This window comes from Streptomyces sp. KR55, from assembly GCF_052245645.1.
In the GTDB taxonomy this organism is placed as follows: Bacteria; Actinomycetota; Actinomycetes; order Streptomycetales; family Streptomycetaceae; genus Streptomyces; species Streptomyces flavusporus.
The window spans coordinates 24,252-39,126 of sequence record NZ_JBQQCE010000024.1 but is presented as its reverse complement, the minus strand read 5'-3'; the positions used below and the strand labels follow the sequence as shown (position 1 = coordinate 39,126).

23 protein-coding genes and 1 pseudogene are annotated in these 14,875 nt (G+C 68.7%); 4 read left to right on the top strand and 20 right to left on the bottom strand.

Going from position 1 to position 14,875, the window contains the following annotated elements:
- Positions 1-369 precede the first annotated feature (369 nt).
- Entirely contained in the window at positions 370-603 is a 234-nt protein-coding gene (locus ACTWQJ_RS05980; protein WP_443305564.1) for a helix-turn-helix transcriptional regulator, read from the top strand.
- A 341-nt stretch (positions 604-944) separates the two neighbouring features.
- Here the strand turns inward: ACTWQJ_RS05980 and ACTWQJ_RS05975 are convergent, their stop codons facing one another.
- A complete protein-coding gene (locus ACTWQJ_RS05975; RefSeq protein WP_443305563.1) occupies positions 945-1,154 on the bottom strand; it encodes a hypothetical protein in 210 nt (69 codons plus the stop codon).
- A complete protein-coding gene (locus ACTWQJ_RS05970; protein WP_443305562.1) occupies positions 1,151-1,354 on the bottom strand; it encodes a hypothetical protein in 204 nt (67 codons plus the stop codon). Before ACTWQJ_RS05970 ends, ACTWQJ_RS05975 begins: the two co-directional genes overlap by 4 nt.
- Before the next feature lie 231 nt (positions 1,355-1,585).
- Between ACTWQJ_RS05970 and ACTWQJ_RS05965 the strand changes: the two genes are divergently transcribed.
- From ACTWQJ_RS05965 to ACTWQJ_RS05955, 3 genes are read left to right on the top strand one after another with little or no spacing between them, the layout of a single operon-like run.
- Complete coding sequence (locus tag ACTWQJ_RS05965) at positions 1,586-1,846, top strand: hypothetical protein (protein ID WP_443305561.1); 261 nt, start codon at positions 1,586-1,588, stop codon at positions 1,844-1,846.
- Entirely contained in the window at positions 1,818-2,345 is a 528-nt protein-coding gene (locus tag ACTWQJ_RS05960; RefSeq protein ID WP_443305560.1) for a DUF6879 family protein, read from the top strand. Before ACTWQJ_RS05965 ends, ACTWQJ_RS05960 begins: the two co-directional genes overlap by 29 nt.
- A 23-nt stretch (positions 2,346-2,368) precedes the next feature.
- Positions 2,369-3,217: a helix-turn-helix domain-containing protein gene (locus ACTWQJ_RS05955; protein ID WP_443305559.1), complete on the top strand. Its 849-nt coding sequence runs from the start codon at positions 2,369-2,371 to the stop codon at positions 3,215-3,217.
- A gap of 61 nt (positions 3,218-3,278) precedes the next feature.
- On the opposite strand, the gene ACTWQJ_RS05950 is transcribed toward ACTWQJ_RS05955, so the two are convergent.
- From ACTWQJ_RS05950 to ACTWQJ_RS05865, 18 genes and pseudogenes are all read right to left on the bottom strand, one after another.
- The gene (locus ACTWQJ_RS05950) at positions 3,279-3,539 is read right to left on the bottom strand and encodes a hypothetical protein (protein WP_443305558.1); all 261 of its coding nucleotides are present in this window, start codon (positions 3,537-3,539) and stop codon (positions 3,279-3,281) included.
- Positions 3,536-3,763 carry a hypothetical protein gene (locus tag ACTWQJ_RS05945; protein ID WP_443305557.1) on the bottom strand — a complete coding sequence of 76 codons (228 nt, stop codon included), beginning with the start codon at positions 3,761-3,763 and terminating at the stop codon, positions 3,536-3,538. The genes ACTWQJ_RS05950 and ACTWQJ_RS05945 overlap by 4 nt, the downstream gene beginning before the upstream one ends.
- A gap of 134 nt (positions 3,764-3,897) precedes the next feature.
- Positions 3,898-4,500, bottom strand: a pseudogene (locus ACTWQJ_RS05940) (N-acetylmuramoyl-L-alanine amidase); the annotation flags it as partial.
- Positions 4,500-4,739, bottom strand: coding sequence for a hypothetical protein (locus ACTWQJ_RS05935; RefSeq protein ID WP_443305556.1), 240 nt, complete (start codon positions 4,737-4,739; stop codon positions 4,500-4,502). The gene ACTWQJ_RS05935 and the pseudogene ACTWQJ_RS05940, both read right to left, overlap by 1 nt.
- Positions 4,740-4,801: 62 nt before the next feature.
- Entirely contained in the window at positions 4,802-5,047 is a 246-nt protein-coding gene (locus ACTWQJ_RS05930) for a hypothetical protein (protein WP_443305554.1), read from the bottom strand.
- 13 nt (positions 5,048-5,060) lie between these two features.
- Positions 5,061-5,462 carry a hypothetical protein gene (locus ACTWQJ_RS05925; RefSeq protein WP_443305553.1) on the bottom strand — a complete coding sequence of 134 codons (402 nt, stop codon included), beginning with the start codon at positions 5,460-5,462 and terminating at the stop codon, positions 5,061-5,063.
- Positions 5,463-5,472: 10 nt separating this feature from the next.
- Positions 5,473-8,751, bottom strand: a complete 3,279-nt coding sequence (locus ACTWQJ_RS05920) for a hypothetical protein (protein WP_443305552.1) — start codon at positions 8,749-8,751, stop codon at positions 5,473-5,475.
- A gap of 1 nt (position 8,752) precedes the next feature.
- Positions 8,753-10,858, bottom strand: coding sequence for a phage tail tape measure protein (locus ACTWQJ_RS05915; protein ID WP_443305551.1), 2,106 nt, complete (start codon positions 10,856-10,858; stop codon positions 8,753-8,755).
- 29 nt (positions 10,859-10,887) lie between these two features.
- Entirely contained in the window at positions 10,888-11,043 is a 156-nt protein-coding gene (locus ACTWQJ_RS05910) for a hypothetical protein (protein ID WP_443305550.1), read from the bottom strand.
- On the bottom strand, positions 11,040-11,450 hold the full coding sequence (locus tag ACTWQJ_RS05905; protein ID WP_443305549.1) for a hypothetical protein: 411 nt from the start codon (positions 11,448-11,450) through the stop codon (positions 11,040-11,042). Before ACTWQJ_RS05905 ends, ACTWQJ_RS05910 begins: the two co-directional genes overlap by 4 nt.
- A gap of 8 nt (positions 11,451-11,458) precedes the next feature.
- Positions 11,459-11,965, bottom strand: a complete 507-nt coding sequence (locus tag ACTWQJ_RS05900) for a hypothetical protein (RefSeq protein WP_443305548.1) — start codon at positions 11,963-11,965, stop codon at positions 11,459-11,461.
- Positions 11,965-12,375, bottom strand: coding sequence for a phage tail tube protein (locus tag ACTWQJ_RS05895; RefSeq protein WP_443305547.1), 411 nt, complete (start codon positions 12,373-12,375; stop codon positions 11,965-11,967). Before ACTWQJ_RS05895 ends, ACTWQJ_RS05900 begins: the two co-directional genes overlap by 1 nt.
- Positions 12,376-12,440: 65 nt before the next feature.
- Positions 12,441-13,178 carry a hypothetical protein gene (locus ACTWQJ_RS05890; RefSeq protein WP_443305546.1) on the bottom strand — a complete coding sequence of 246 codons (738 nt, stop codon included), beginning with the start codon at positions 13,176-13,178 and terminating at the stop codon, positions 12,441-12,443.
- A complete protein-coding gene (locus ACTWQJ_RS05885; RefSeq protein ID WP_443305545.1) occupies positions 13,171-13,371 on the bottom strand; it encodes a hypothetical protein in 201 nt (66 codons plus the stop codon). Before ACTWQJ_RS05885 ends, ACTWQJ_RS05890 begins: the two co-directional genes overlap by 8 nt.
- On the bottom strand, positions 13,371-13,820 hold the full coding sequence (locus ACTWQJ_RS05880) for a hypothetical protein (RefSeq protein ID WP_443305544.1): 450 nt from the start codon (positions 13,818-13,820) through the stop codon (positions 13,371-13,373). Before ACTWQJ_RS05880 ends, ACTWQJ_RS05885 begins: the two co-directional genes overlap by 1 nt.
- A gap of 9 nt (positions 13,821-13,829) precedes the next feature.
- Positions 13,830-14,426, bottom strand: a complete 597-nt coding sequence (locus tag ACTWQJ_RS05875) for a head-tail connector protein (protein ID WP_443305543.1) — start codon at positions 14,424-14,426, stop codon at positions 13,830-13,832.
- Positions 14,427-14,429: 3 nt separating this feature from the next.
- On the bottom strand, positions 14,430-14,669 hold the full coding sequence (locus tag ACTWQJ_RS05870; RefSeq protein WP_443305542.1) for a hypothetical protein: 240 nt from the start codon (positions 14,667-14,669) through the stop codon (positions 14,430-14,432).
- A 7-nt stretch (positions 14,670-14,676) separates the two neighbouring features.
- Complete coding sequence (locus ACTWQJ_RS05865) at positions 14,677-14,832, bottom strand: hypothetical protein (protein WP_443305541.1); 156 nt, start codon at positions 14,830-14,832, stop codon at positions 14,677-14,679.
- Between the last annotated feature and the right edge of the window lie 43 nt (positions 14,833-14,875).

Genomic DNA, 14,875 nt, shown 5'->3' with positions numbered 1-14,875 from the left:
GCGCCCCCGGCAGGACTCGAACCTGCGGCCAAGCGCTTAGAAGCTGTGCGAGGTTTAGCGATGTGCTTACCTGCGTCTTTGCAGGTCGCCCCGGAGCAATCTAGGGAAAGGCGCTTGGTCTATCTTCTGGCGAATTTGACCGAGACTATTCGCCGTGAGCATGGCACCGCCCCCAGCCCGGAGGCTGGGGGCGGCTCTGAGGCCGAGGCCCCGCCGTCTGGACGGGACGGCGCACCTCGCGCGGTCGCGCCTACCGCGGCCCCGTTTGCGGAGGGGGGTGTTCCGTTTTAGTCCCCGCCCACCCTCAAGATCACACATTTTGCCTGGTCAGGCAAAGACACCGAGGCAAGATCGTTACAACGTGAGCGGGTGCCACTCGATCCTCTGCCCGCCTGGGCAACCGCCCGCCGCAGGGAGATCGGTGCCCGCATCCGCGCAGCCCGCATGAACGCCAACCTCACCCAGGCCGCGCTCGCCGAGCGCATCGGCCGCGACCACCGCACGATCCACCGGTGGGAGTACGCGACGAGCATCCCCAACCTGGAGGACCTGCTCTTGCTCGCCGATGCCCTCGACGTTCCCCTGGCCGATCTCGTGCGCTGATCGGCCCCAGCCGGGTCGGGGGTCCCAGCCGGGGCCGTACCCCCGAGGAACGGGGGCGTCGGCAGGGCGGCCGCAGTTCCTGCTCGCCGTCGCGGCCGCCCTTCCCGGCGCCAGTGGATGCTGGCGCCGGGGGTCTTCAGCGCCGCTCTACGCCGTCCACTCGACACCTGAGGTGGCTGTAGGCGAGGTGCGACCTGTGTAGTGGTCGACGTGCCGCCGGTCTCTGTGTGGCGGCCTGGTGCAGTGCGCGTGCCCGCCGGGATGCTCCAGCCAGCAGTAGCCAGCCGCGCGGCCGGCGGACTGCGCAGCGCGAGCGGCGGGGTCGCTGTGCTCTCGGTCCATCAGCTCTTTCCTGTCCGGTTGTGCAGCGGCCCGCAGCCGACGCCGGGCAGGCAGGCGTACACCTCGATGTCGAGTACGTGGGCGCCGGAGCGGCCGCGCGCGATACCAGCGCTGACGCCACCCTCGGTGAGGCGTCTGCCGCACCAGCAGCAGGCCCAGCCGGAGTACTGCGCGCGTGTCAGGTCGAGGGCGGACGGAAGCGCGGTCACGGCCGGTCGGCGAGTGGCACGAGGTCGTACGCCTGGCGGCATGGCCCGCACGCGAAGTGATTGCCGGCAGTACCGGGCCCCGAGCCCTGTTCGATAACGCTGATGAGGCGTACGCCACGCGCGTTGCCCTGGTGCCAGGCGCACCAGCCGTATCCGACGGAGGCGTTTGCAGGGTCTGCGGTCTGCGTAGTCTGTTGCATGTCGGCGCTCCTCACAGCGTCCGGCCAGCGCCCCGGGAGGTGACAGCCTCGCCGGGGTTTCGTTGTCCTCCCGACGCTAGGAATGTGACGTGATACACCTCCAGCAATGTTCATCGATGTTCACGTGAATCTGCGGCTCGGAACCGTTGGCGACTTCGCACTCTTGACCCGCTACCTCTGCTGTCTGACGGTGATGTACATCCGTGAACACCGACAGCGACGGAGCAAGCCATGGCACTACGGTTCGTCGGCATCGACCCCAACACCGGGCAGGGCGAGAGCCCCACAGTGTGGGTCGACGAGGAGAAGCAAGAAATCGTCTTCCAGGGATGGAAGCCGAGCCCCGAACTGGAGGCGGAAGTTGCCGCGTTCGAGGTCCCTGGCCACGCGCAAGGGATCCCTGCGCACGAGGCAGTAGTCCGCATCCCGGCCCGTATGGCGCACATGATCAGGGAGGCGTGCGATGCCGTCGAACGTACCGAGCTTCGCTGAACTCCTGGACGGCGCACAGCGGTCCGCCGTCCACCTTGAGATGCGCGACGCCTACGGCGTGGCCAGCGAAGCGGACAAGCTCGCCCGCTGGAAAGAGACCGGGGAAGTCGACGACGACCCCGAGTCGCCGTACTGGGCCCCGTGGACGCAACTCATCCGTCGCACTGTGGCGCGCGGCGTCGGCGTACGCCGGGCCCGCATCGTGTCCGAGCCAGTGAGCGACTACATCCGGTACGAGCACGCCGGAACCGTCGTCAACGTCGCCGCTGGCGAGCAGGTGCGGTGGCTGCCACGCCGACGCGCCTCGGACATCGCGCTACCCGGCAACGACTTCTGGCTGATCGATGGCCGGCTGATCCGGTGGAACCACTTCACTGGGGACGGCGCCTCTGGGGGCGGGGAGATCAGCGAGGACCCAGCCGCGGCGAAGCTGTGCGCCGATGCCTTCGAAGCAGTGTGGGCGAGGGCGATCCCCCACGACGAGTACAAGATCAGCTAGCGCGGAAGGTGTACGGCCAGCTCATGCCCAACTCCCCGTCCTCCTCGGCCCAGGCCGCGCGTGAACGGGTCGCGCGCCGCCTACGAGACCTGCGGGCCGACGCGGGCCTTACCGGGACTGAGCTGGCCGTACGCTGCGGCTGGACGCACCCCAAGACCTCCCGCATCGAGAACGCACGTACACCCCCCACCCCGGACGACATCCGACGGTGGAGCCGCGCGTGCGGCGCCGAGGACCAGGCCGAGGACATCATCGCCCAGTCCCGGGACGCCGAGTCGGCCTACATGGAGTGGCGGCGCACGGTCCGCGCCGGCCTGAAGCGACTCCAGAACAGCTACCTGGACCTGTACCGCAGCACCGAGCTGTTCCGGATCTACTCGCCCACCCTCGTCCCCGGCCTGCTCCAGACCGAGGGGTACGCGCGCGGCGTGCTGTCCGGCGTGGCCGAACTGATGGACATCCCGAACGACGCCGACCAGGCCGCAGCCGCGCGCATCGAGCGCTCGAAGATGGTGCACGAGCTGGGCCACCGTTTCGTGATGGTGATCGAAGAGAGCGTCCTGCACTACCAGTTGGGCGACGCCGACGCGATGGCCGCGCAACTCGGCTACCTCCTCACCGCTGGCGCGCTGCCCTCGGTGAGCCTCGGCATCATCCCCAACTCGGTGCAGCGGGGCCTTTGGCCGCAGGAGCTGTTCCACGTCTACGACGACCAGCTGGTGTCCGTGGAGCTGATGTCTGCCCGGGTGCGCGTCACGCAGCCTTCCGAGGTCGCCCTGTACCTGAAGGCGTTCGAGCAGCTGCGCGGCATGGCCGTGTATGGGGCGGAGGCGCGCGCCCTGATCCTGAAGGCCATCGAGGCGCTGCACTGACCGGGCATGACGAAGCGCCCCCTGCACGGCCCGCGTTGGGGCCGTGCAGAGGGCGAATGGTTCAGAACTTGATGCGGTCGTGGTCGTCGAGGTGGGCGTCGAAGCGGCGCGTCAGGTCGGTGATGCTCTCCTTCATCTCCGCCACGTCCTGCGCCGTGCTGGACACTTGATCCTTGATGGAGTGACCGCTGTTCGGTGACAGCTCCTGGACGGCGTCGACGATGGTGACGACGCGGCGGTTCACCCGCCACGCCCCGCGGGCCAGCGCGCCAAGGGCAACGAGCGCGGCCGCGCCGCTGCCGAGGTAGATGAGCAGGTTCATCTGGCCGCCTCGTCGTCCGTGCGCAGCCAGCTGGGCAGCAACCGCTGCACACCCGGCAGTGCCATCACCCGCGCGAACCCGCCCGCGACGGCGAGTGTGCCCGCGACCCACGGCAGCGCCTCCGGCACACCGGATGCGTCGACGATGGCAGGCAGCATCACGGCGACGCCGAGGCCGGTCTGCAGGACGGTACGCGCGGTGCGCTTGGTGGATTCCTTGGACATGGTCAGGCTCCCTTCTCCAGCGCGGTGACGCGCTTCTCCAGAGCAGTCAGCCGCTCTTCGACGGTGGGCGGCTTCGAGGCCGGCGGCTTGGGCGCCGGAGGCTTCGCGGTGGCTGGCGACCAGCTGGACGCGTGCTTGAGCCGCTCGGCGACGCGCTTGCGGATGTCCGGCATGGAGACGCCGGGGCCGCGCGGGTCGACCTTGCCGGGCTGCCACTCGCTGTGGCCGATGACGCTGGTGTCGCCGCCCTTGCCCCAGCCATGAGCGCGGCAGATCGCCGCCGCCGCGCGCACGATGGCCTCGACCTGCACGGCCGGCCAGGGGTCCTTGCCGTCGCCGAGGTTCTCGCACTCGAAGCCGTAGAAGTGCCGGTTCCCGTCGGTGTTCGCCTCGTTGTCCGCGGGCAGCGCCTTCTCAGCGATGACCGCCTTGAGCACGTCGTCGTCGCCGAGGCCGGCGTGGTTGGCGCGGCCGTAGCCGACCAGGTGCACGGTGCCGTCCTTGGCGATGACCCCATGGCACAGCGGTCCAGGCAGTTCGGCGTAGCCCTTGCGGCAGATCTCGACCGTGCGGGCGGTGCCCTGGGTGACGGTGTGGTGGATCATCACGCCGTGGACCGGGCCCCACGGGCCGCGGCTGTTGCGGTTATGGGTTTCCCAGTCGCCGACCTCGACGACCTTGACGCCCTCGGCCTTGAGCGCGGCGAGGAACTTGGACGCGGACAGTGGTGTGGCCATCAGCGGGTCTCCTCTGCAGCGGTGTCGTCGAGGGCGGCGAGCAGGACGCAGCAGTCCTTCGCCTCACGGATCTTTCGGATCGCTGCTGTCAGTTCGGGGTCGTCGGGGAGCATGCGCAGCATCTCGGCGACCAGGTCGTGGAACGGGCGGCTGACCACCTGCAGCCGGTGCGGGAGATGGTCGTAGGCCAGACCGCGCACGGCCTGCACGGTGCTGGGGTGGCGTCCTGTGGTGTCCATGGGATCTCCAGGGCATAGAGAAAGCCCCGGCCGGCGGCGCGGGGCGTGGGGGTGGGCGAAGGTCAGGCGGTCGGCGTCATCCGCTCCGAGTACGAGTACGTGCGGGTCGCGATGTTCACCTTGAAGTCCGACGAGGCTGCGATGAGGTCGACGAACTTCTGCACGGTCTCGGCTACGCCGGGGGCGTCCGGGTTGTCGGCCATCGCTGCGATGTTGAAGGCGACCGGGTACTCGCCGACCAGTGCGATGCTCGCCGCAGCGATCGTCCACTGGCTCTGCGTGGGACCTTGAGGGGCACCGAGGGGCATCTGCTCTCTCTCCTTAGCTGTTCTCGCTGATCCACTCCGCCGTGATGCGGAAGTTGCGGCCGTTGGCGAGGTCCCCGCCCATCGCCCGGAGGCTTACGATCCCGGTCGTTCCGATAGTGACTTCGCCCATCGTTGTGCCGTCACCGGCCAGTGCGTTGATGGTCTCGGGTGGCCGCCAGCCGGACGGCAGGGTGGCGATGGTCCGGTCGGAAAGGTTGGCGTTGTATGCCACGGCCACCGTGGTTCCCGTGTACATCAGATAGATGTGCACGGTGGTGATGCCGTTGACCTTCCGCCCCGAAAACGAGTTCACGGTCCAGTCGGTGCCGGCCACCAGCCCGGACGAGGTCGACGCGTCCAGGGAGTTGTCGTTCAGCCGGTCGGCCGTTATCCGCATGCCTGCGAGCCACAGCATGGCTGCCTCCTCACATCGCCACGTAGACGGGATTGGCCAGGCGGACGTCCTGGCCGGACGGTTGGGCCTTGACGATGCCGTTGACCGAGCGGACGACGGTCAACGTCTGCGGGCTGCTGCTGTACGAGGTGAGCGGGATGAGCTTGATGTCATCCCCCCACACCTGGATTCCGGCCCCTGGTGTCCCGGTGCAGCCCAGCAGGATTCCGGCCCGTGCAGCACTCGCAGGAGCGGTGAACACGGCGTCCCACACGTCCCAAACTCCGACGGCGGGCACGCGCTGGTTGGACGACGTCGACAGGTAGGTGCCGCCGCTGTCGTACCAGTTGACGTTGATGCCGACCCCGGCGGGCAGTGCCGACCCGGCGAAGATCCACCCCGTGGCCCGGTACTGCGCACCGGACGTGATCCCCGTGACCGCGGTTGCCTCAAAGCGCGGCTGTGCTGCCGCCCCGGTGGTCAGTACCGCGGCCCCCGACTGGCGGATGGAGGACATTGCCCAGGCCAGCGTGCCGCCACCGAATGCGCTCCAGCCGGAGACGTTGGTGTCGAAACTGGAGTTCGCGTTGAGGATCTGGCCGACCGCCTGCACGGTCATGACCTCGCCGCCGACCCGGATGTCCCACGGCACGTCGGTGGGGTCCGCTGTCCACAGCGGCCCGTCCGTCACCGCCACGGACAGGACCGTGCTGGTGGCGTCCACGGCCGCGGCGAGCTGGCTGCCGTCGGTGTCCACATGTCCGTAGATGTCGTTGCCGACCACGCCCGCGGTCCACGGCTCGCCGGGCACGCAGTTGAACGTGATCAGCCAGGCGTCGGGGCCGGCTTCCTCCGAGTAGCCGGCCACCAGGACATCCACGTCGTCCGGGCCGTGGTCCTCCGGCACGTTCGTCAGCCGCAGCTTGTCGCCGACGTCGACGCGCAGGATGTCGTCGATCAGGGCGAAGACCCGCGAGTTGGCCAGGTTCAGGGTGATCCGCGTGTACCGGACGCCGTTGTAGGTGCCCAGGTGCAGCCGCATGTGGGCCACCTGGTCGGCCTGTGCGTCCGTCTCCAGGCTGTAGGTGTAGGCCCGGTCGTAGCGGCCCACGCCGCCCTGCTCGGGGTCCAGGACGGACAGGTCTCCTTCCTCGAGCACCTGTCGGGCCGGGACCGAGCCGTACTCCCGCTTCACGCTGACGTCGTTCTCGGTCAGCTTGTCGTCGTCGACCGGCTTGAACGGCGGCGAGATCAGACCAGCCGAGAAATCCAGCGTGAGCGCGGGCGGTTGGTTCCACAGCGTTGACTGCCCGCGGTGGATCACCTCAGTGGCGTCCCGGCGGTCGAGCAGGTAGCCGAAGTTCGTGGCGGACGCCTCGTTCATGAGCTCCAGCAGCTTCTTCTGTCCCTGGATGCCCATGGGCCGCTGGTATTCGGTCTCTCCGGCCACGGATGCCGTGTAGCCGCTCTCCGTGGCCAGCCGCTCGATCCGGGTCCCGGCCTTCTCGCCTCGGAAGCCGGTGTACGCGTCGTAGATGTCCGCGGCGGAGGGGCCATTGCCGTCCCAGTAGGTGATGAAACCGAAGGACCGGTCGGTCATCGTGGTGTTGGGGATCGTGGCAAAGCCCCATCCGAGCAGGATGGTCCGCACGGACTTCATGACGATGCTGGTGATCGTCCCGTTGGCGCGCAACGTACCGTCGACGTAGAGGTACCAGAGGGTGCTGGACGCCTGCGGGTCGATGGACAGGCGGATGTGGTGAGGGTCTTCGTTGTAGATGCCGACGTTGTCGACGTTGGAGAGAAGGGCCGAGCTGGAGGAATCGTTTCCTTCTGACTGGCGAATCACTGTCAGGCGGTCGAGGCTGCCGGTGAAGATGATCTGGATGGAGACCCGGTTGTCGTCGTCCGTACCGGCACCACGGTCATAGATCGTGACCTGTCCCGAGGAAGGCGTGCCCCCTCCGGACAGGAACAGGTCCACAGACCAGAAGGCGTCGGTTCCGGAGGTGCGTCGGCAAGCCCCCCTGAGGTCTCCGGTGGTGTTCGCCTTTACTGACAGGGTGGGCTCGATCCAGTCGGCAAGCCGTCCACCGGACCACTCGGCGGCCGTGTCTGTGCCGATCAGGATTTCCTGGATCATGTCGGAGCCGCCCACCAAAGACCGTGCTCCCGTAGAAGTGGGTCCATCCGTCAGGGGCCAGCACTCGACCGGGTTGTTGACCTTGATGTAGCGCAGCAGGGCGGAGTCCTGCGGCTTGTTCCCCGCGTCCATACGGCGCGTCACGCCCGTGGGGTTGATGCTGACGTAGTTGTCGTTGCCCGACAGGTCCCGGGTGGGCGGCCAGGCGGGCACCTCCCCGGCCATGCGGGTGTGCTTGTTGGTGAAGACGGCGCTGCCCTGCTTCGTCCACACGAGACCGGTGGAGTCGGTGAAGGACGTGCCGCCGGGGGTGGCCGCCGAGACGGCCATAGCCACGGCCACGGTGCCGGTGATGCCGTTGAGCAGCTTCAGCGCGTAGGCCTTGCCCGCCATGCGGTCCAGGACGCCGCCGGCCGGGGTGGAGTTGAACGAGGTTCCGGCGCCGATCTCCAGTGGGGCCGTGCCGCCGAACACTCCGCTGGTGCCGGTCCCGACGATGGGGGCGCCCAACAGGTTCCATTCCTCGTCGTTGACGGTGCGGCCGGTGTAGAAGCGGATCTCGTGGCCGCCGGCACCGTTGTTGACGTCGAGCGTGACCCGGACGGCGAGCCGCTGGCCGTTGTAGGCCTTCAGTACCTCCGTGGCGGCCACGTCGCGCCGGGAGGCCAGCGTGCCGTCGGGGGACCAGATGAACGTCAGCAGGCCGTCGAGGATTTCCAGGGCCCAGCAGCGGTTGTCGCCCGTGGTGCTGTAGCGGACGGCCAGCATCTGGCTGTGGGACCAGTCGTCCAGGGCCACGTCGAGGCGCAGGTCGAAATCGCCGGTGACATCCAGCGCGGCGTTGTCGGGCGTCTCGATGGAATCGTTGGTGGCGATGTTCCCGCTGAGCTCCGCCCACGGCGAGCCGACCGTGTAGCCGAGCCGGAAGCCGGTGTTTCGGCCGATCTTGCCGAACAGCTCGGACTGCGGAGCCCGAGGCGCGTACTTGTAGTCACGGCTGTCCAGGTCGCACTCGCACGACGTCGGCCCGGCCTCGGACGACGACTCGGACGTGAGGCCTCTGGCGATCTTGATGGCCGACGTCGTCACCCGGACATCGTCGGTGATGGTGTTCCAGGCGCCGCTGTAGAACAGCTCGGCCCACACCGGAGGGGGCAGGTTCGGCACGTCACCCCTCCGCGAACTTGATCACGCTGCCGCCCGCATCGGTGCGGACGGACTCCTGGAAGAACTCCCGGAAGGCCCGGGACCCGCCAACGAACTCGAACAGCACGCGCATCTCACGGCGCGCCCCGCCGAGGCTGGAGGCGGCGCCCACGGCCGGGGCCAGGCCCGTGCTGACCGGGCCGGGCCGGTAGGCGGCCGGGTCGACCAGGTCGCGCACAGCGTCGTCGACGACACCCGCGTTGTCCTTTACGCCCATGGCGATACCGGCAGGGAACCAGCGCCCGATCTCGTCGGCGGCGAGCTTCGACGGGGAGCCGATGTGCAGGAAGTCCTTCACCGGTTCCACGATGTAGTTGCTGGCGAAGTTGGACACCTGATCCCACAGCCAGCCGCCGGCCGAAGAGATGCCGTCCCACAGGCCGGTCACGAAGTCCAGGCCCATGTTGTAGAAGCGGTACGCCTGTCCGCTGAGTGCGCCGACCAGGCGTCCAGGCAGGCCGGTCATCCAGTTCACCAGGGACATGGCCCGGTTGACGGCGGCGTCCTTCAGGGATTGGAACGCGTCGGAGGCGGTGTCCCGCAGGAGGGCGGCCAGTCCGGAGATGGCGCCCCAGATGCGCCCGGGCAGGCCGGTGACCCAGTTGACCAGCTGCGTCATCTTGGTGATGGCCCACTCCTTGGCGGACCCCCACCAGCCGGCGAAGGTATCGCCCAGGCCGGAGAACCAGCCGAGTGCATCCGAGATCCAGCCCACTGCGTCGCTGGTGAATGAGGTGATGCCGCCCCAGATCGCCGACCACAGCTGTTGGAACCACTCGGTCTTGGTGGCGATCACAATGATGATGGCGATCAGGGCGCCGATGGCGAGGATGACCCACACCATGGGGTTCGCTGCGAGGGCCGCGTTCCACAGCCACTGCGCGCCGGTGGCGATGGTCGTGGCGGCGGTCCACGCCGTCTGGGCCGCGGTCCACACGATCATCCCCGCCTTGATGGCGAGGACCGAGCCCGCGATCCCGGCGAGGGTGTAGGCGAGCGGCTCGAACACCCCGGAGTTGTCGGTGGCGAACTGGATGAACGTGCCCGCGACTTCACCCAGCTTCTGCACGGCCTCCCGCTTGAAGGACTCCAGGGCGGCCGCTGGGCTGTCGCCGACGGTCTTGGCCATCTTGTCGGCGGCGCCGCCGACCTCACCCAGTGCTGCCACCGCGTTGGACGGGTCCAGCGCGTAGAGGGCTTCGCCCAGGTCCTCCGCCTGGGTGCCGAACAGGGCGACCGCCGCGGCCTCCCGCTCGACGGGGTCTTTGATCGCCCGCAGCCTGTCGAGCGTCAGGTCAAGGGCCTCGGTCGCCGAGTCGCCGCCCTTGCCGATTTTCGCCGCCATGTCGCCGGCGGACAGGCCGATCGCCTCGAAGCCGGCCTTGGTGGACTCCGAGCCGTCGATGGCCCTGATGCTGAACTCTTTGATGCTGTCGGCGACGATGTCCGCGTCGCGGGCACCTGCCTTGAGTCCCTGGCTGAGCAGGCCAGTTGCCGTCTGCCCGTCCAGTCCGAACTTGCGGAACTGGGTGCCGTACTCGTTCATGGTGTCCAACAAGTCGTCGGCCTTGTTGGCGCCGGACTGGAACCCGGCGGTGAGGATGTCGAACGCCTCGTCCGCGTCCTTCGCCAGACCGGTTTTGATCAGCTGGCCGACCGCGGCGGTTGTCGGGCCGACTTCCTGGTTGAACGTCTGCGACAGGGCGAGGGCCTTGGTGGTGAGGCCCTCCAGGCCGCCCTCGGCCTCCGAGGCGTCGCCGATGTTCTGGTAGACGCCCGCGATCGCGGTGTTCACGGTCTCGGTGGAGTCGCCCCACGCGTTGGCGTACACCTCGGCGGACACCTTGGACAGCTCGGCGGCCTCGGCCGGGCCGACGCCCAGCTGCGCCTGGAGCTTGGCGTTGGCCGCCGACATGTCCAGCGACGCGGCCACGCCCACGCCGAGGCCGGCCGCTACACCGGTGGCGATGCCCGCGGCCGCGGCGTCGAACTTCTCCCGGACCCGGCCCAGTTCCTCGGTGGCGTTGTCGCGGGCGACCAGGTTGAACACGAGCGAGGTGTCGCTCATCCCGCTCCCCTGTGGTCAGGGGGCGGCAGTCAGCGCCCCGCTTTGAGCTTCTCGTTGGCCTTCTGCTGCGCCTCGATGTAGGCGTCCAGCCAGGCGAGGTAGGCGTCCGTCTCTTCGACGGTGAGGGTGTCCCAGTCCCTGCCCTTGATGCCGAGCAGGTGGGCGGCGTCGCCGAGTCGCCTCAACCGGCGATCGGCAGACTCGCTTTTCCCTCTTCGTCCGGGTCCTCGTAGGCCTCGTCGATCTCCTGGTCCAGCTTGGCGAGGACGGCGTCCAGCTGCGCCGCGGGCACGGAGTCGACGACGCTCTTCCGCATCTCGATCAGCTCACCCTTGGAATGCTCCAGAGTCAGCTCATCCCAGGCGAAGTCGACGTCCTCGTACCTGATCGTCGGGTGCTCCCGCTTGAGGTACATGAACAGCAGCGCGCGCCGGCACTGGCTGTTGCCCTTCACGACGTCCTGGGTGAACTGGGTGAAGTTGCGGTCAGTGCGCCGCTCGAGCATCTCCCGCTCGGCAGACATCAGCTTCTTCGGCTGGTACCGCCAGCGCTTCGGCTCGTCACTGCCCTCGGGCTTGTAGACCAGGTACACGCGTGCTCCTATCGGGTCCGGTCGGCGATGCGCCGGGCCATGTCTTCCATGGCCTGCTCTACGGCCTGCTTGTAGATCCCCTCGCGGCCCTGGAACGCGCGGTCAAACCACTCCAGCTTTCCGCGCTGGGTGACCCAGTTCTCGCGGTTGCCCCACACCGGGTGACGCCAGCCGCTCGCACGGTTGGTGCGCTTGGGCGCGTTGGGGAAGTTGCGGATGTTCTTGGTCTTGAAGGCCTTCACGCGCGCCCCGGACCAGCGGCCGCCGAGCTTCACCTCAGGCCGGATCTTCCGTGCGATCGAGGTGCGCAGCGCCGGTGTCGCGCCGTTCAGGGAGACCATGGCCATGATGGAGTCCTTGGCCTGCTGGGCGCCGGGCTTGAGGGCCTCGCGCATGTTCTTCGCGAGGTCCTTGCGCAGTGCCTTGCCGTCCTCCTCGGCGCGGATCGCCCGGACGAGGGCGTCGAGGCCGGAGTGCGTCTCGACGCCGAGGGAGAACGGCGGCCCTCCGGCCATCAGGCCGTGGCCCGGAGGACTTGCCCGGAGGTCGGGAAACCGAGGCTGACGGTGGCCTCGTCGCCGACCGACCCGGTGAGCGGATTCCACCCGTTGATCAGGATGCTGCCGGTGTACTTCGGGTTGGACGTGCCGACCGCGGCCTGGTCCGCGCGCACCTCGAACGGCACGACGGTGCCCAGCAGCGGCCACATGATGGCGTCCAGCTGGGTGGCGGCGAAGTCCTGCAGGAACTCGCAGGACAGCTCAGCGGACTTGAGGCCGCCGACGACTTCCTTCCAGCCCAGCGAGGCGTAGTTGGTGACGTCCTTCTCTTCCACCTCGACGGTCAGCTCCGCCTTCTTGGTGAAGGTGTTCAGGACGTTGGCGTTGATGGACAGGTACTCGGCGAGCAGGACCATCTTGGGCATGACGAGGCCCCCCTTTCAGGGCATGGCGACAGGCCCGACATGGCCGGGCTGCGGAGTGGGATCGGCTACTGGATGCCGAGCGTGGCGGCGAACAGGAACGACGGCGTGGTGCCGGAGATGGTCCAGGCGATTCGCCACCAGGTGTCAGTGATGGCGGTGCCGTCGGTGCGCAGGATCTGCCCGCCCACCGCGTTGGCCGCGGTGAACGTCAGCCGCGTGGTCGCCGAGGTGAACCCGGAGTTGTCGTCGGATTCCACGCGAGCGGTGATGGACGGCGTGGTGCCGGCCACCGACAGCACGTGCACGGCCGCGTACAGCCGCTTATTGGCAGCGACGGCGCCCAGGTTCAGGCCGGTGCCGGTGCCAGAGGCCGTGCGCGCGGTGCCGGGCGGGTGAGCGAACTGGCCGCGCACCAAGGGCCACGCGGACTTGGCCATCGACGTCCAGGGCGCGACCTCGCCGACCTCGCCCAGCAGCTTGTAGTCGGCACGCAGCGCGCTGGTGAAGTACGCCAGGTCGCCCACGGCCGCACCGTTGTTGGCGCTGATCGACCACGGGCCCACGCCGCCGATCTGCGCCCAGGACGCGTCATCGACCTTGGTGGAATCGCCGGCCTCCCACTGCCCCTCGCCGGAGATCTCGGCCGAGGCGAGCCCGCCCACGACCTCCTTGTAGCCGCTGGAGCCGTAGTTCGTGGCCTCCTTGGCTGCGACCTCAGAGGACACCTCGATCTTGTTGGAGACGCCGGTGAGGTCGACACCGACGGCGAAGCACCGCACGTTGGTCAGGACGGACTTACCCATCGTCGACTCCCTTCGCCCGGCTCTTGCGCCCGCGGGCGGGCGGCTCTTCGGTGACCTCTTCGGCAACGCCGGAGGCCACCAGGTGGGCGGCTACGGCGGTGGGCAGGTCGTCGACCTCCGTACCCTCCGTGGGCCAGGGCCGGTCGTGCAGGACGGCACCCTCGGGCATCGCCTGCGTGATGCGGATTTTCATCAGGTGCTCCCGCTTCCGATGACCTTGATGGCGAGTTCGGCGCCAACGAAGCTGGACCCCTGGTGCTCGTACCAGCGGTAGCCCTGCACGCGTTCGAGGCGCAGGTCGTCGGCCAGGCCGCCCAGGGCCATCTCGCCGGGGCCGCCGCGGGCAGCCTCGATGGCCTGCTTCAACGAGGCCGCGCCCGCCCCGGACAGCAGTGCGTCCAGGATCCGTTGGGCGGATCGGTCGTCCGCCCGGCCGGCCAGCACACGGCACGTGAACAGCAGCTCGTCGGTGCCGCGGCCCATCGTCTTGTCGTAGTTGACGTCGACCTCGCCGACAAAGAAGCACGGGGCGACGATCGAGTCGGGCACGTAGCCCGTGCACGTCAGCTTCCCGATACCGGCGGGCAGGACGACCACACGGGCCGCGGCCGCGATGGCGTCGCGTACCAAGGAGATCTGCACGGCCGCCCCCTATCCGAAGCCTGGCAGCACGAAGTGCTTGACCAGTGCGTAGACGTCCGGGTCGATACGGGACAGGTTGCGCACGCCCCACTCAGCCGACCCGATGATGCCCTCGGGGCTGTCCTTCCGCTTGTACAGGCGCGTCGCCTGAATCAGCGTCGCCTGCACCACCTCGTCGGGCACTGCCGGCCAGCCCCAGCGGGCCGTAACGCGGACCCGCGTCGTGCCATGGCCCCAGCTGCCGGACGTGCGCAGCAGCGCTGTGACCGGGCGGCCGTCGAGCAAGGCATTGTCTGGTGCGGTCTCGTAGTCCGTGACCGCCGTGAATGAGCCGCCCGAGCCCGTCTCCACGACCAACCCCGCCGCGCTGCCGATGTCGTTGACGAGCAGCCGTTCCCCGTCCGTATCACACACTGTCTTCCCGGCCGGGTTGAACGTGCGCTGAACGGCCGAGGAGTCAAGCCAGAAGCGGCGGCCGGTGTCCCGGTCGATCCCGCGGGATGCCGCGGCGAGTGCCTGCTGCAGAAGGCTGTCACGGCTGGTGTCGCTGGCCTCGACGCCCAGGTGCTCTTTGATTGTGGCCAGGGAGGCGTACTCGTTGGCCACGGCCTACTCCTTGATGATGTTGCCCTCGGCATCGCGGGGCTTGCGGGGACGGCCGCGGCGCCTCTCGGACACCTCCGGCAGCACGGCCTTCTGTGTCTCGCCTATCTCGGCCACGGGCTCGGCGATCCCGGTCGCGCACAGCTGCGCGCCTTCGTCGTCGGGCACCTCGAGGGCGCCACCCTTGGCGGGCCAGTCCTGGCCGTTGCGCGTCCCGGACAAGGTGACCAGCATTCGAATGCGCATGCTGGCCTCAGTCCTGCGCGATGACCCCGGCGCTGCGCAGTGCAGCCAGGATCGCGTTGATCGCCGCCTGCACGGTGGCGTCGTAGGTGGCACCGACGTTCGCGATCGCCGCGCCGTGTGTCCAGGAGTTGGTGTCCTCGTCGAACACCTTCGGGTCGGGCATAGCTGCCTCCTTGATGGAGCGGCCCGGCCGCAGCGCTGCCTCT